Annotated in this window: 15 protein-coding genes and 1 rRNA gene; 11 read left to right on the forward strand and 5 right to left on the reverse strand. The window is 39.8% G+C overall.

The features are described 5' to 3' along the window. Positions 1-15: 15 nt before the first annotated feature. From A3G3_RS0103045 to A3G3_RS0103060, 4 genes are all read right to left on the reverse strand, one after another. Positions 16-2037, reverse strand: coding sequence for a peptidoglycan D,D-transpeptidase FtsI family protein (locus tag A3G3_RS0103045; protein WP_019519074.1), 2022 nt, complete (start codon positions 2035-2037; stop codon positions 16-18). Between the two features lie 109 nt (positions 2038-2146). Beyond that, positions 2147-2755, reverse strand: a complete 609-nt coding sequence (locus tag A3G3_RS0103050; RefSeq protein ID WP_019519075.1) for a cell division protein FtsL — start codon at positions 2753-2755, stop codon at positions 2147-2149. A 52-nt stretch (positions 2756-2807) separates the two neighbouring features. Continuing rightward, positions 2808-3791, reverse strand: a complete 984-nt coding sequence (gene rsmH, locus A3G3_RS0103055) for a 16S rRNA (cytosine(1402)-N(4))-methyltransferase RsmH (RefSeq protein ID WP_019519076.1) — start codon at positions 3789-3791, stop codon at positions 2808-2810. Positions 3792-3934: 143 nt separating this feature from the next. Continuing rightward, positions 3935-4345, reverse strand: a complete 411-nt coding sequence (locus tag A3G3_RS0103060; protein WP_019519077.1) for an Ohr family peroxiredoxin — start codon at positions 4343-4345, stop codon at positions 3935-3937. Positions 4346-4678: 333 nt separating this feature from the next. Between A3G3_RS0103060 and A3G3_RS14720 the strand changes: the two genes are divergently transcribed. From A3G3_RS14720 to A3G3_RS0103105, 11 genes are all read left to right on the forward strand, one after another. After that, positions 4679-5098, forward strand: coding sequence for an ABC transporter permease (locus tag A3G3_RS14720; protein ID WP_228702704.1), 420 nt, complete (start codon positions 4679-4681; stop codon positions 5096-5098). A gap of 225 nt (positions 5099-5323) precedes the next feature. After that, on the forward strand, positions 5324-5494 hold the full coding sequence (locus tag A3G3_RS14725; protein ID WP_019519080.1) for a hypothetical protein: 171 nt from the start codon (positions 5324-5326) through the stop codon (positions 5492-5494). Positions 5495-5512: 18 nt separating this feature from the next. Then, a complete protein-coding gene (locus tag A3G3_RS0103070; RefSeq protein ID WP_019519081.1) occupies positions 5513-6184 on the forward strand; it encodes an ABC transporter ATP-binding protein in 672 nt (223 codons plus the stop codon). Continuing rightward, entirely contained in the window at positions 6162-7283 is a 1122-nt protein-coding gene (locus A3G3_RS0103075) for a hypothetical protein (RefSeq protein WP_019519082.1), read from the forward strand. Before A3G3_RS0103070 ends, A3G3_RS0103075 begins: the two co-directional genes overlap by 23 nt. A gap of 59 nt (positions 7284-7342) precedes the next feature. Then, positions 7343-7756 carry a hypothetical protein gene (locus A3G3_RS14730; protein WP_228702705.1) on the forward strand — a complete coding sequence of 138 codons (414 nt, stop codon included), beginning with the start codon at positions 7343-7345 and terminating at the stop codon, positions 7754-7756. Beyond that, positions 7746-9086, forward strand: a complete 1341-nt coding sequence (locus tag A3G3_RS13080; protein WP_228702706.1) for an SLBB domain-containing protein — start codon at positions 7746-7748, stop codon at positions 9084-9086. Before A3G3_RS14730 ends, A3G3_RS13080 begins: the two co-directional genes overlap by 11 nt. A 303-nt stretch (positions 9087-9389) precedes the next feature. Next, a complete protein-coding gene (locus A3G3_RS0103085; protein ID WP_019519083.1) occupies positions 9390-9821 on the forward strand; it encodes an ACP-like domain-containing protein in 432 nt (143 codons plus the stop codon). Positions 9822-9967: 146 nt separating this feature from the next. Further along, positions 9968-11176 (forward strand): tyrosine--tRNA ligase, encoded by a 1209-nt coding sequence (gene tyrS / locus A3G3_RS0103090; protein WP_019519084.1) that lies wholly within the window; start codon positions 9968-9970, stop codon positions 11174-11176. Positions 11177-11200: 24 nt separating this feature from the next. Beyond that, positions 11201-11737 carry a hypothetical protein gene (locus A3G3_RS13935; protein WP_019519085.1) on the forward strand — a complete coding sequence of 179 codons (537 nt, stop codon included), beginning with the start codon at positions 11201-11203 and terminating at the stop codon, positions 11735-11737. A 104-nt stretch (positions 11738-11841) separates the two neighbouring features. Further along, on the forward strand, positions 11842-12099 hold the full coding sequence (locus tag A3G3_RS0103100) for a hypothetical protein (RefSeq protein ID WP_019519086.1): 258 nt from the start codon (positions 11842-11844) through the stop codon (positions 12097-12099). Positions 12100-12287: 188 nt separating this feature from the next. Then, positions 12288-14243 carry an NAD(P)-binding protein gene (locus A3G3_RS0103105; RefSeq protein ID WP_019519087.1) on the forward strand — a complete coding sequence of 652 codons (1956 nt, stop codon included), beginning with the start codon at positions 12288-12290 and terminating at the stop codon, positions 14241-14243. 430 nt (positions 14244-14673) lie between these two features. Here A3G3_RS0103105 and rrf read toward each other — a convergent pair. Beyond that, positions 14674-14773 (reverse strand): 5S ribosomal RNA (rrf, locus tag A3G3_RS0103110); the annotation flags it as partial.

Here is a 14773-nt window from a genome sequence, read left to right on the forward strand (position 1 = left end):
TACTTTAAAAATAGTTTATAAATCATTTACACTTTCTAAACTAACCTGAGTTGTTTCCTTCCCTGTCAACGGTTTGTCAAATGGCACGTTATATAGGCGTAAGGTTTCTTTCATCACGTTGCGAAACACAGGTGCTGCGACAAGACCGCCGAATTTTTGTAACTGCGGGTCTTCCACCACAATCGCCACCACAAAACGTGGATTACTGGCAGGGGCAATACCGACAAATGACGTACGATATTGGTCGTTGTAGTAGCCACCTTTTGGGTTAATACGACGTGCTGTCCCCGTTTTGCCCGCGACACGATAACCATCTATCGCCCCTAGTTTTGCTGTACCGCCTTCTTCAGTGACACTTGACATCATGTCCACAATCGCAAGTGCATCGCTTTGTTTGATGACTTGGTGCGGTGCAGATTTGGCAAATGGCACGGCGACATTATTTAGACTGTTGCTATTCATGGCATTATCACGCGTACTTTTTACCAAAGTTAATGGATAAAAAATACCACCTGAGCCAAGTACTGTGTAGGCCTGAGCAAGCTGTGCCAAAGTGACATCAATGCCATAACCATAACCCACCGTACCACGCCGAGAGACTTCTTTGACGGTTGGATTTGGTACAACACCTTTGGCTTCCCCTGGGAAATCCAAACTGGTTTTTTTGCCAAAACCAAAGGCTTTTTGACCTTCGCTCATAACTTGTGGTGGAAGTGATAAGGCGATTTTTGCTGAGCCGATGTTACTGGATTTTTGCAATAATTGACGCAAGCTAATCACGCCCAAATTACCATGGTCACGAATGGTATGCCCTTGCAAATTCATACTACCAGGGCTGGTGTTAATTTTGGAATTGACATTATATTGTCCAGAATTTAAACCAATGGCGACGGTAATCGGCTTCATCACTGAACCTGGTTCAAACATATCAATCACCGCATGATTTCGCTGATTTTCATTGGTCATGCTGTTTAAATCGTTGGGATTAAATGACGGCCAATTTGACATCGCCATAACTTCACCAGAATTAACATCCACAATCATACCTGTCGCCCAGCGGGCTTTTTGCACACGCCCCACTCGCTCAAGCTCTTGGTACAAGATATATTGCAAACGGCTATCAATGGTGAGTTGCACGTCCTTGCCTGCCACTTCAGGCTTGATTTGTTCTAACTCTTTTAGACGGTTATTTTTAGCATCTCGCATCACTCTCACTTCACCTGCCGAGCCTGCGAGCGTACTTTCAAAAATAGACTCAATCCCCGACTGCCCACGATAATAACCATTTTCTTTGTCTGCAGAACGTGACATAAACCCAAGTAATTGAGCGTTCGGCTGTGGCTGTGGATAAAAACGCTGATAAAAATTTTCGGTATTTACTCCGACAAAATCCGCATCAATAATCGGCTGGGCAGTTTCAGGATTGACATTTTTCATCAGCATAAAATAGTGCGAGCCTGCCCCTGTTGGAAGCACCGCTTTGACCGCTTCTTTGTCTTCAAAGTCAATATTGTGATTTAGCTGTACCGCATTGTTAAACTGTTCCACATCAATGCCTGTCAAGGCAGACAATTTTTGTAGATCCATGTTTTTTAAGCGTTCAGCAACATTTTTTCTGGCTTTATTGACACTTTGGCTGTCTTTGGCTTCGTTAAGTTCCGCTTCTTTGGCTTTTAACTTATAATACTCAACCGCATAATCATGTGGACTAAAAGTAAGCGTTACCAATGGGGCAGAAATCGCTAATGGAATGTTGTTACGGTCAACAATCATGCCACGATACGGCGGTTGTTTCACTGTGGTGGTAATCAACGTATTGCCTTTTTGTTGATAAAAAGGGGCGTTAATCACCTGCACATACGCCACTCGGCAAAACACCGCCCCAAAGCAAAGCACCATGAACGCCCACACGATTTTAAAGCGTCCACTGTCTTCTTCCACACTCCCACGCATAGACGCTCCCGCCCCTTTTTTGGGGCGTAGGTTTTGCTTTGTTTTGTTAAGATTTTTTTTATCACGCTTAAGGTATTTTAACATCTCGCTACCTGATTTCGCCTAGTTTTTGGCATTTTTCACAACAATTACTTAATTTTTTTCAATATTTTAACAAATCAACCAACTGAATGTTGGCTTTTAATACTGATTTCTAATGCTGAGTTCTTGGGTCAATAACAATGGTTTCTACCGTTGCACTTGCCACATTATTGCGGATAATCGTGCCATTATTATTAATAATCATGCGGTCGGACACGTTGGGATAAAACATATTTAGCTCAGATACTGCACGATTGGTGACTTGTGGCGTAGCACTAAAGGTTTGCTGTTCAATCAGCATCCGTTGGCGTTCCACCTGCATATGGCGAAAGGATTTTTTTAGCACCAACAGCTTGCTATAGGCTTCATGATAATCTTGCACCTGCTGAACCACTTGCGTTCCCGTCCACAAAATCGCCAACACCAACAGTAACATCGCCACGCTATACGGACTAATACCTTGATAATCATTTTGCAAAATCTCACGGATATCATTTTGCACTTTTGGGCTGTTGTCGATATTTTGGCGGTGTGGCGTGGGTTTTGGCTCGTTGTTTTTTTCTTTAAAATGTTGTTTAAGATTTGGCTTAACCTTAGTTTTTTTATCAACTTTTGTTGTTTTATTTTTGGGCTTGGCAAACTTTTCAACCACGCCTTTGACATTGTCAAAAAAACTCGTGTGGATTGGTTCGGATTGGGGATTTTTCGGAGTTGTCTGCATGGTGGTTACATCGTTTTTAAATGGCTAATTTTTTTGCTAAAAATGATATTTTTCAATTTTCTACCGCTACCGTTGAACGGGTCGCCACACGCAAATACGCACTTCTGGCACGTGGATTTGCCTTTATCTCTTCATCAGATGGAGCAATGCGTTCAGGCTTATTAAAATACTTTGGGCGATTTGGTGGTATGGGTAATTTATCATCGCCATCATAACGCCCACGACTGTGATGATTAAAAAACTGCTTAATAATCCTATCTTCTAATGAATGAAAACTAATCACAGCAAGTGGTCCGCCTGTGTTTAAAATTTTAATACAATCATTTAAAAAGTTTTCAACATCAGAGAGTTCATTATTGATAAAAATCCGCATGGCTTGAAAACTCTGGGTCGCAGGGTGCTTGCCTTTTTGCCAATTAGGATGAGCGGTTTTGATAACTTCAGCGAGTTCTAGCGTAGAATGATAACTGTCCATCGCCTTTATTGCTTTAGCAATTCTTCGGCTATGGCGTTCTTCACCGTATTCATACAAGACCTTGGCAAGCGTTGCTTCATCAACCGCTTTTAGCCACTCGCCGACCGACGGCCCACGACTGGTATCCATACGCATATCGACCACACCATCACGCATAAAACTAAAGCCACGATTACCGTCATCTAACTGCGGGCTAGATACACCCAAATCCGCCATAATGCCGTCGACTTTGTCAATGGTTAAATCACTTAAGCACTTGATAATATTAGCAAAACTATCGTGGATTACTTTGACACGGCTGTCAGTCTTAGCAAGATTTTCGGCAACCTCAATCGCCTGTGGGTCTTTGTCAAAAACAATCAAAACACTATCGTCCGCCAAATATTCCAATAACAGTCTACTATGTCCGCCCCGCCCAAAGGTGGCATCCACAAAAATGCCTGATTTTTTAGCCGTCAAATCATTCAATGATTTTACCCCAAGCACGCTTGCTACGGTTTCGTTTAGTAAAACCGTTTCGTGAGAAAAATTTTGGATTTGTTCATCAGGTAAATTTGGCATATCTTTTCATTTTTGGTAAAATTTAATCAACCCTGTCATTGTAGCGTATTTTTACGGTTTTTTAAATCAAGTTTTGAAAGAAAGACACAAAAAAACCTTTGCTAAACAAAGGTTTTATAAATAATAGCAAATTATCTGGCTTTTTATTTAACTTCGCTAGACAGTTTCATGTCCACATTGCCTTGAACGGCTTTTGAATATGGGCAGACTTCATGGGTTTTGGCAACAATTTTTTCTAGCGTATCAGCATCAATATCACCTGTTGCGACGACATGAATACTGCCTGTTAGATAAAAATTATCGTCACCCTCTTTATTGAGTTCAACGGTAACTTGAACTTCAGATTCAAACGCTTTGCCAAACGCTTTTTTGACAAGTGCCAACGCCCCATTAAAGCAGGCCGAGTAACCCACCGCAAATAATTGCTCAGGATTTACGCCATCTTGCTTTGATGCGGGTGGCACAAGGTTGAATGCTTTATCGCTATCAGATAGCGTTGCTGTACCGTTTCTTGCACCTGTGTTGCTAGCAGTGGTTTCGTAGATTTTTGCCATAACAAGTTTTCCTAATATCAATATTGATGTTGATGTTGATGTTGATGTTGATGTTGATGTTGATGTTGATGTTGATGTTGATGTTGATGTTGAAATTTTAACTACCAAAATAACATAATTTTGCTAGTAATTGTATGGTAGCTTAGTAAAAGTTAGTAAGGATATGTAACGGTTTTTTACCAACATTTTTCAAATTTTTCAATGGATAATGCAATTTTTTTGAAAACTCATCAAATTATCTGTAAAAACACAAAATTATACCTTTTTTTGATACATTTTTTTTTGCAAGATGCTTTATTATATAGCATATTTTTGTGTCAAAATTTTGTGCTTATGTCAATCCAACTTCCCCCATACCGTCCTGTAAAACGCCGTAGTGGTCTGCAAGTCATGCTGGCGTCTATCCATGCGTTGCTGATGCGTGAGTTGCAGACACGTTTTGGTGGTTATCTTTTGGGGTATTTGTGGGCACCACTTGAGATTATTTTTCAGGTGGCGATTTATGTGATAATTTTTGGCACGGTGATGAAACGTGTTTTACCTGGTATGGAGTATCCGTTATTTTTGTTATCAGGTATGATACCTTTTTATATGTTTCAAAAAAATGCCACTCGAGCGTTAGGAGCGGTAGAAGCCAATCAAGGATTGCTTATGTATCGCTCGGTTCAGCATATTGACGTGATTTTGGCACGTTCATTTTTAGAATTTTTGATTTATTTTTTCACTTTTTGGCTATTGATGGGTATGTTATGAGCGGTTTTTGGTATAACGATTAATTTTGATAATTTACATGTTGTGTTATTGTGTTGGCTTGGGTTATTTTTGTTTAGCTTAGGCGTGGCGTTGACTATGATGGTGGTTGGACATTATGGTGGCAAAATTAGCAAAATTATCAGTATTATTTTCACCATTTTATACTTTATCTCTGGGGTTATATATTCCATCCATATCGTGCCATAGCCATATTTAAGCTATCTAATGTATAATCCATTCGTGCATAATATTGAATTAATTCGTCATTCATTATCACCCACTTATCCGAACTATCATATTGATATTTGGTACTTTTTTAAATGGATGATGGCGGTGGATTTTGTCGGTTTGTTGCTATATAAAGCCTGTGAAAACGATTTTATCCGTAAGCGTTAAAAGCAAAAAGGGATAAATATGATAAAAGTTGATAATATTACCAAATCTTTTATGACCCCACACGGTCGCCATTATTTATTTAAAGATTTAAATTTGCTCATTGAAGATAAACAAAGCGTTGGACTGTTAGGGCGAAATGGTGCAGGCAAATCCACCTTGCTAAATATCATTTGCGGTTTAGATAAACCTGACAAAGGGCAAGTCATTACCAATAGTACGATTTCGTGGCCAGTTGGTGTAGCAGGCGGATTTCAAGGCAGTTTGACAGGTCGGCAAAATGTACGTTTTGTCTGTCGTTTGTACTCAAGTGGCGAGTTTATTGATGAAAAAATCCGCTTTGTACAAGCGTTCGCCGATTTAGGACGCTATTTTGATATGCCTGTCAAAAGTTATTCGTCAGGTATGCGTTCTCGCTTGACTTTTGGGTTAAGCATGGCGTTTGATTTTGACTATTATATGGTGGACGAAGCAGGTGCGGTGGGTGATGCTGCCTTTCGTAAACGCAGTGAAGAAGTATTGCAAGCTCGCCGTGAACAGTCAGGTTTTTTGATGGTTTCACACAATTTAGGTGATATTGAGCGAAATTGCGATATTGGAATTGTACTTATGAATCAAACTGCGGTGGTGTATCACGACACCAAGCAAGCAATCGAGGTATATAAAGAACATGTCAGTCAGTCTAAAAAATAATTTGAATAAAAGTAAAGTAAAACAAGGTATTTTATTTCTCGGTTTGGTAGTGTTGCCGTGGCTTTTGGTGATTTTTTACACGCTTGCTATCGCTCATCCACGCTATATTAGCCAATCACAAGTGGTGGTCAAGCAAACAAGTGATAACAGTATACCCACAGGCACAGGACTGGTCGCCCTACTTGGTGGTGTCAGCACTAGCGTAGAAGATAGCAACTATCTGACTAGCTATATTTTGTCAAATGACATGATTGACAAACTTGACCCACAGTTTCAATTTCGCAAGAATTTTCGTGTGGATGGCTCTGACCCATTTAACGAGCTACCTGCCGAGCCAACGCGTGAAGAGTTGTTAGAATATTTTAAAAAGCGTGTCAAAGTAGAACTTGACCAAACCACGCATATTTTAAACATCAAAACCGAAGGCTTTGACCCTGAGTATGCGTTAAAACTGAATAAAGCCTTGCTAGAACAAAGTGAAAATTTTGTCAACAATATTTCACAAAATATGGCAAAAGATCAAACCGCCTTTGCCGAAAAACAGCTTGCTGATGCCCAACAACAAATGGACGAAGCCAAATCGGCGGTGTTAAATTACCAAAACCGTAACGAAATCTTAGATCCAGAAAGTTCAGCACGTGCATTAAACAGCTTGATTGCAGGGCTGGAAGCCAATTTGAGTGCGTTGCGTACCGAGGAGCGTCAATTATTAAGCTACCTAAATCCGACCGCCCCGCAAGTGGTATCGTTACGTAGCCAAATCAAAGCAGTAGAGCAACAAGTCGCTCAAGAACATGCCAAATTAACTTCACCTGCCAATAATCGCTTAAATACCAAAGCGTTACAGTTTGAGCAAATCAAAGCTAACGCCAATTTTGCTGAAGAAAAGTACAAAATGGCACTCACGGCATTGGAAAAAGCCCGCCTAGAAGCGAGCCAAAAAATGAAAAATCTGATTGTAATTTCGTCTCCCTTTAAAGCCGAAGAAGCCAGCTACCCACGCTATTGGTATGTTATTTTTACGTCGTTGGCATTTTTGTTGATTTTTTATGGCTTTGTGCAGTTGATTTTGGCAATTATCCGAGACCACCGAGATTAAATTGACTAAAATGATAACGATAATTGCTAAAATTTGCTAAAAAAATAAAAGGTAATTTTATGAAAATTAAATATAAATCACGTTTACTCGCCATAAAAACGCTTGTATTGGCGTGTGCCGTTTTGCCCTGTTCAGCGGTTTTTGCCGTAGATGATACGGTTAATCAAGCTTTACACACAGCGGTGCAAACCAACTCAATTAACGAAAGTAACCAACAATTTGAACAGCAAAGCCAAGCCAGCCAACAGGCAATCAATTCCGCCACGCTTGGCAGTCAGCCGATTGTTACCACCACAGGCAATTATCAAGCGGTGGGCGATAACACCAAAATGTTTGGGGCTCAGCTATTTCGTGGGGCCTTTGCCAGTACGTCTGGGGCGAATTTTAACAGCAATTATGTGATTAACGCAGGCGATAATATTCAGCTTAGAATGTGGGGGGGCGTATCAGTTTTCTGCAACCATGACGGTTGACCCACAAGGCAATATTTTTATCCCAAATGTCGGGCCTGTCCATGTGGCAGGGGTGCGAAATGGTAATTTGCAAAGTGTGGTAAAATCTGCTGTTGGTAAAATTTACCGTGCCAATGTCGGCGTGTATGCATCTTTACAAGAAGCCTTGCCTGTGCGGGTGTTTGTCACAGGTTTTGTCAATCAACCTGGTTATTATTCAGGGGTAGCGGCAGACTCGGTACTGTCGTATATTGACCGTGCAGGGGGCGTTGACCCAAAACGTGGCAGTTATATTGACATTCAAATCCGCCGTCATGGACAAATCGCCCAACAAGTGAATTTGTACAAATTTTTGTTAGCAGGGCAACTTGAGCCATTTTCGTTTGAAGACGGCGATGTCATTACTGTTGCCCCACAACGCAAAACCTTTAGCATTGATGGCGAAGTGCAAAACGCTTATACCTTTGAATTTGATGTGGAAAATTTAACGGTAAGCGATATTTTGGAAATTGCCAACCCCACCCCACAAGCGACCAATATCAGCGTGGCTCGTGGCGTTGACCGTGCGTTAAAAAGCGAATATTACCCCTTAGCCGATGCCGAAAAACTCAAAGTCTATGACGGTGATAAATTCGTGGTAACGTCCGACCGTTACGCCAGTACGATTGGCGTGCAAGTGCGTGGGGCTCATATCGGCAATGGCGTAGTGGTGTTGCCACACGGTGCGACTTTAAAAGACGTGGTCGCCCAAATTCGCCCAAGCGAAACCGCCAACTTAACCGCCCTAAAAATCTATCGTAAATCGGTCGCTGAACAACAAAAACGCAACATCAATACCGCCCTTGATAAACTGCAAGAAATGTCGCTCGCCACCCAATCTATCACCAAAGAAGAAGCGAGTTTGCGTCAAATTGACGCCCAAATGATTGATAAATTTATCGCCAAAGCCCGCCAAGTACAACCTGATGGCATGATTGTGGTACAACAAACTGCTTGGCAAGATGTATTGCTAGAACAAGGCGATGTCATTGAAGTACCTGAAAAAACGTCCGTGGTAACGGTAAATGGCGAAGTGCGTTTTCAAAATGCAATTACCTTTAACCCAAGCATGATAGTAGGTGATTATATTGCCAAATCAGGCGGTTACAATGCCAATGCGGACAAGAAAAACATCATCGCCATTCATCCAAATGGCGAAAATGTGGTGGTAAAAAGCGATTATGTGGTGCAACAAGGTGACCAAATTATGGTGCTGCCAACGGTGAAAACCAAACGTGTGGAAATCGGACGTGGTTTAAGTCAGATTTTATATCAAATCGCAATTGCTGCCAAAGTGGTGTTGGATTTATAAACTCACTTTTGTAAAACCATTGATTTTTCACAAAAATTTGAGCAAGATTTTATCAATCACTTTGAAAAAATCTTGCTTATTTTTTTGCAATGTCGGCAAAACTGTAAGCAAATATGTCAAAAAACCATTTATTTTTCTAAACCACTGGTAGTAGAAAGATTTATTTACCATTTTATTATATTATTTAGAAAAATTTCGACTTATAATAATTCTATAAGTTAAGAAATATAAATTTTTTAATAAAACTTAACTTATAACCACGATTTTAACATTTATTTTTTTGGTAATTAACAAGGTGAAATTATGAAACTTTCAACCACACTCACAAAAATCTTACCTACCTTAGCATTGGTTATCGGTACGTCTTCTATGGTTCATGCTGATGACATGATGGATGCTCGCCAGGCAGACGACACCACGGTAACAAAACGTCAAGTTAGTTATCAATGCCAAAGCGGTAAGTCGGTAAAAGTAACTTATGGCTTTAATCAACAAAATCTACCAACCTATGCCCAAGCAACCTTGGGTGGAAAGTCTCGCTTTATGCCGATTAACCTTGCTTACTCAGATAATGTGACAACGCGTTTTGGCGATGACAATAATTTTAGCTTGGGTGCTAGTACTTTGACGTTGTCAAACTATCACAAAGTTGGTATTGATACCATTCAAAATCCAGCAAGCGAGATTTTGTACAAAAGTTGTAAGGTCAAGTCTGTGAAAAAATTAGGCAAATAATTCGTTAATTTTATCAACTCATCAAAGTAACTATGCGATGGCATGGTTACTTTTTTTGGTTTGGTGGGGGATTTTCTTGGATAAATTTGTTAAAATGATGCTAATCTTTATTTGACACCTTAAACCAATTTTAAGAGAAACCTATTATGACAAATTTTTTAGCAACTAATGAACAACTTGAACTTATCATGCGTGGGGTGCAAGACATTTATTCTAAGGAAGATTTAATCAAAAAATTAGAAGAAAATCGCCCTTTGCGTATTAAGCTTGGTATGGACCCGACCGCCCCCGATTTACATTTTGGGCATACGGTTGTGTTAAACAAATTGCGTCATTTTCAGGATTTAGGGCATGAAGTGTTGTTTTTGATTGGCGATTACACCGCTCGCATTGGCGACCCGTCAGGCAAGAATACCACCCGTCCGCCACTGTCCGAAGAACAAGTCAAACAAAACGCTAAAACTTATGCCGAGCAAGTCTTTAAAATCCTAGATAAAGACAAAACAACCATTATGTTTAACTCAGAGTGGTTCTCTAAAATGTCGGCAGGCGATATGATTGGCTTGGCAAGTCAGCTCACCGTATCTCGCATACTTGAACGGGATGATTTTTCCAACCGTTTTAAAAACCAAACGCCGATTTCACTGCATGAATTTATGTACCCACTTGTGCAAGGTTACGATTCGATTGCTATGAAAGCAGACGTTGAACTTGGCGGTACTGACCAAACTTTTAATTTGCTGATGGGGCGTACTTTACAAGGCCGCTATGACCAAGAAGCCCAAGTTTGTATTACCATGCCGATTTTGGAGGGCTTAGATGGTGTCAATAAAATGAGCAAATCACTTGGCAACTACATCGGTATTACCGACCCTGCTGGCGTGATGTACCAAAAAATCTTGTCCATGCCTGATAGTCTCATTCCACGTTATTTTGAGTTATTAAGTTTTAAACCGATGAGCGAAATTAACACACTACTTGATGAAATCGGGAACGGTCGCAATCCACAAGAAATTAAAAAAATCTTGGCGTTAGAGCTGATTGAGCGTTTCCATGATAAAGAAAGTGCCGAAAATGCCCATAAATCAGCAGGTAACAGACTAGCCGATGGTGAATTGCCTGTGGATTTGCCAGAAATTACATTGGAGTTACACGGTGCGGAAAAATTGTTCATCGCCCAAGCACTCAATCAAGCCAATTTGGTCAAAAATTCAGCCCAAGCCAAAGATTTATTAAAAAATGGCTTGGTTAAAGTAGATACCAACGTGGTAGACGCAGGTTTTGCCCTAGAAAAAGGGCAAACGGTGATTATTCAAGCAGGTAAAAAGGCGTATGCGAAAGTAACCGTGGAATAATTAATTTTTTTGGAAAATTTAAAGATGAAATTAACACTTTCTATTATATTTGTTTTGTTTGGCTTGATAAGCATTCAAGCCAATGCCAAAACGCCCCTTTTTACAGATTATCCTGTCAAAATATATACAGATAAAAAAGCCCCAATCAACTATAAAAGCCATGAATATGCTACTCAATATAAAACACGGATTAAAAATGCTTATGCAAGCACCAATGTTGATTTTGCAGGTAGCTATAATATCACTGCTTGGGGTTGTGGTTCATCATGCGTAAATTATGCCATGATTGATAGACGCACAGGCAAGGTCTATCCTTTAGCAGATTTGGCTTACAGTGCTAGAGAAAATGCTAGATTAAAATGCTCTGATTTACCAGCTGGATTGACAATCACGGTCAGTGAATTTTTCACAAAACCAAATAGCCAATTAATCGTTGAACAAGAATATTGTGGCACAGATGACAATAACAACGATACTTATCTTAACTATTATCTGTTGTGGAATGATGCAACCAAAACGTTTAAACTCATCGACCAAAAATTTGCAAATCATTCAGAATAAAATAATAACCAACCATTTTTATAGGTTGGGTGGAAGTATGGTACCCAACTTTTATTTATAATGTTGGGTTTCGCACGCTTAACCCAACCTACTTAGCAATATAAATGAAAGTCAAATCTTTAACCAAAAACCCAACCACCTTACTTATCATTGGCTATTTAACAACCTTGATATTTCAGTTGTTGATGGACACACTTTATGTCTATTATAAAGATTGGTATTTAGACCTTGGTGTATCCGACTGGTTCTTTTGGTTAATTTACTTAGCAATAATGTTGTCGTATGGTTATTTGGCATTTTCAAAAACTTATCAACGTAAATGGGTTGTGATTTTATCAACGCTTGTATTTACCTTAAGTTGAGCGGTTTTGATTGCAATAATAGGATTGTTTTTTCATGTTTACGTTTTAAAAGCCCCCTTATAACAAATCACTCAGAATAAAATAAAATTCTTTCATCATGAATTTTTGAGAAAAATCATGTAAAATAGCAACATTTTCAAGCATTTACCCAAAAATTTACCAACACTTTTTGATAAAAAGGTTTGCCCATGACAATTACACGACGTGATTTTTTAAACGGCTCAGCTATTGCCATTGCGGGCGTTAGTACAGGATTATTAACCGCTTGCCAAAAAAATCCTTCAACCAATCCTAAAAATAGTCCTAGCCAAACTGCTAGCACACCAACGCCTGATTTAAGCAAACAGAAGTTTACTAATTATCCGCCCGCCTATGACAAATTGCGTGGCAATCATCAACGCAGTTTTGATGTTGCTCACGAATTGGCATGGAAAGGTAAAACCTTTGACGTAACGGATGAGCCAAGCACTGGTGATTATGACCTTGTGGTGGTCGGGGCAGGGCTTAGCGGTTTGGCAAGTGCCTATTGGTATCAACAACAATTTCCAAAAAGTAAAATTTTATTGATAGATAATCACGATGATTTCGGCGGTCATGCCAAACGCAACGAATTTCACGCCAATGTTGACGGCAAAGATATTTTTCGCCTAAGTTATGGTGGCACTGAAAGCATTGACTCGCCAAAAACCCATTATAATGAGCAAAGCAAAGCCCTTCTCGTGGCATTGGGCATTGATGTTGATAAATTTGAAAAATTTTATGACCAAACTTTTTTTGAAAAATTAAACATCAAAAAGGGCGTATTTTTTAACAAAGCAACGTTTGGCAAAAGTCATATCATGCCTGACACGCCAAATAGCGACAATGCCGAGCAATTATTTACTGATGCACCGCTTGATGATGCCGATAAACAGGCGTTGATTAACCTTTATAGCAAGCCAAAAGATTATCTTGCCCCCATGCCACAGGAAAAGCGAGAAGATTATCTTAGCAAGATTAGTTATGATAAGTTCTTGATTGAAAACGTAAAACTACCCAAAAAAGCCAAATTATTTTTAGAAGATATTTGCTTAGAATATTGGGGTTTTCCAATTGACGGTTTGTCGGCGATTGATGCGTTTTATGAAGGTTATCCTGGACTAAATAATTTAGGCTTACAAAGCGATAACTCTGAAAGTGAGCCATATATTTATCATTTTCCTGATGGTAATGCATCCATTGCTCGCTTGCTAGTAAAAAAATTAATCCCAAATGTGGTATCAAATCCTGAACATGGCAAAAAAATGTCAGCAATGGAAGCGATTGTATTGGATAAGTTTAATTACAGCGAGCTTGACAAGCCAGAGCAAGCAGTCAATATTCGCCTAAATAGCACAGTGGTACAAGTCAAAAATCTAAATGGCACAAAAGTTGCGAGCAGTGCTGATAACGTTTTACACAATATGATGGTTGGCTATAAAACGGACGACAAAGTGGCCCGTATCAATGCCAAACACGTAATTTTAGCGTGTAATGCCCACATGATACCGTTTATTGATAAGGAATTACCCGAACAGCAGAAAAAAAATATGTCTTTAAACGTGCGTGTACCGATGATTTATGGCAAAGTTTTGGTAAAAAATTGGCAAGTGTTTAAAAAGCTTGGCACTTGGCAATTATACGCCCCAAAATCGCCATATTGTTTAGTCATGCTTGATTATCCTGTTAGCATGGGTGGTTATCATTATCCAAAAAATCCTGACGAACCAATGATTATCCACATGGTAAAAATTGCTGTACCCTATGGCACAGGCAATACTTTGCGTCAAGCTTGCAAACAAGGGCGTGCCGAACTGTATGGCAAAAGTTATGAGCAATTAGAAAGCGAAATGCTAGATCAGTTGCGTGAAATTTATGCCTTGGCAGATGAAAAACTGGACGATAATATTCTCGCCATTACCATTAACCGTTGGGGGCATGGCTACAGCTACGAGCAAAATATCCTGTGGGATGAAGAAGGCGAAGCCGAACGTGCGTTGACATCGGTGAAACAACCGCAAGGAAACGTACATATCGCAGGCAGTGATGCTGACTGGAAACCTTATACCCAAGGGGCATTTGAGCAAGCATGGCGTGCGGTAAGTGAGATTGTGAAACAAAGCTAATCTAAAGCTAATACCAGCTTTGTAAGCAAATGCTTACACACAAATCCGTTTTTGTCGGCTTGTGCGACCTTACATTGTAGTCTATAATGCACACATCAACACAAGGAATGAACGGATACACAGTGTTGGTGCAGTGATGCATAAGGATATCGGCTAGTATGCCACCACTTCATGATGAAAACAAAGCCCCTAAAAACCCAACGCTATGCCCAAGCGTTGGGTTTTTTCTTAAGAAAGGATTTGCAATAGTCATGATAATACCGTATCTAGTGAGTAGAAGCAATGATGACAAAATTAAGACATGGCAAGTAGTCTGTATTCATGAATTATTTTCCAAAACATGGTTTTTACCATGTTTTTATTTGTGTTTCGTTTATAGCACCCCAAAGACGAAACCCCCTTCAGATTTGAAGGGGGTAGATATAGGGGGAGCTGACGATGACCTACTTTCACATGGGCGAACCACACTATCATTGGCGTATTGTTGTTTCACTTCTGAGTTCGGGAAGGGATCAGGTGGGACCAACAAG

The sequence above is a fragment of the Moraxella boevrei DSM 14165 genome, assembly GCF_000379845.1.
GTDB classification, from domain to species: domain Bacteria; phylum Pseudomonadota; class Gammaproteobacteria; order Pseudomonadales; family Moraxellaceae; genus Faucicola; species Faucicola boevrei.

Excerpts from the sequence above, each read along its gene's own strand:
- A3G3_RS13935 (WP_019519085.1), top strand. The coding sequence starts at position 11,201 with ATGAAATTAACACTTTCTATTATATTTGTTTTGTTTGGCTTGATAAGC.
- A3G3_RS0103075 (WP_019519082.1), top strand. The coding sequence starts at position 6,162 with ATGTCAGTCAGTCTAAAAAATAATTTGAATAAAAGTAAAGTAAAACAA.
- A3G3_RS14720 (WP_228702704.1), top strand. The coding sequence starts at position 4,679 with ATGTCAATCCAACTTCCCCCATACCGTCCTGTAAAACGCCGTAGTGGT.
- A3G3_RS0103045 (WP_019519074.1), bottom strand. The coding sequence starts at position 2,037 with ATGTTAAAATACCTTAAGCGTGATAAAAAAAATCTTAACAAAACAAAG.
- A3G3_RS0103070 (WP_019519081.1), top strand. The coding sequence starts at position 5,513 with ATGATAAAAGTTGATAATATTACCAAATCTTTTATGACCCCACACGGT.
- A3G3_RS0103085 (WP_019519083.1), top strand. The coding sequence starts at position 9,390 with ATGAAACTTTCAACCACACTCACAAAAATCTTACCTACCTTAGCATTG.
- A3G3_RS0103105 (WP_019519087.1), top strand. The coding sequence starts at position 12,288 with ATGACAATTACACGACGTGATTTTTTAAACGGCTCAGCTATTGCCATT.
- A3G3_RS0103060 (WP_019519077.1), bottom strand. The coding sequence starts at position 4,345 with ATGGCAAAAATCTACGAAACCACTGCTAGCAACACAGGTGCAAGAAAC.
- tyrS (WP_019519084.1), top strand. The coding sequence starts at position 9,968 with ATGACAAATTTTTTAGCAACTAATGAACAACTTGAACTTATCATGCGT.
- A3G3_RS14725 (WP_019519080.1), top strand. The coding sequence starts at position 5,324 with ATGTATAATCCATTCGTGCATAATATTGAATTAATTCGTCATTCATTA.
- A3G3_RS13080 (WP_228702706.1), top strand. The coding sequence starts at position 7,746 with ATGACGGTTGACCCACAAGGCAATATTTTTATCCCAAATGTCGGGCCT.
- A3G3_RS0103100 (WP_019519086.1), top strand. The coding sequence starts at position 11,842 with ATGAAAGTCAAATCTTTAACCAAAAACCCAACCACCTTACTTATCATT.
- A3G3_RS14730 (WP_228702705.1), top strand. The coding sequence starts at position 7,343 with ATGAAAATTAAATATAAATCACGTTTACTCGCCATAAAAACGCTTGTA.
- rsmH (WP_019519076.1), bottom strand. The coding sequence starts at position 3,791 with ATGCCAAATTTACCTGATGAACAAATCCAAAATTTTTCTCACGAAACG.
- A3G3_RS0103050 (WP_019519075.1), bottom strand. The coding sequence starts at position 2,755 with ATGCAGACAACTCCGAAAAATCCCCAATCCGAACCAATCCACACGAGT.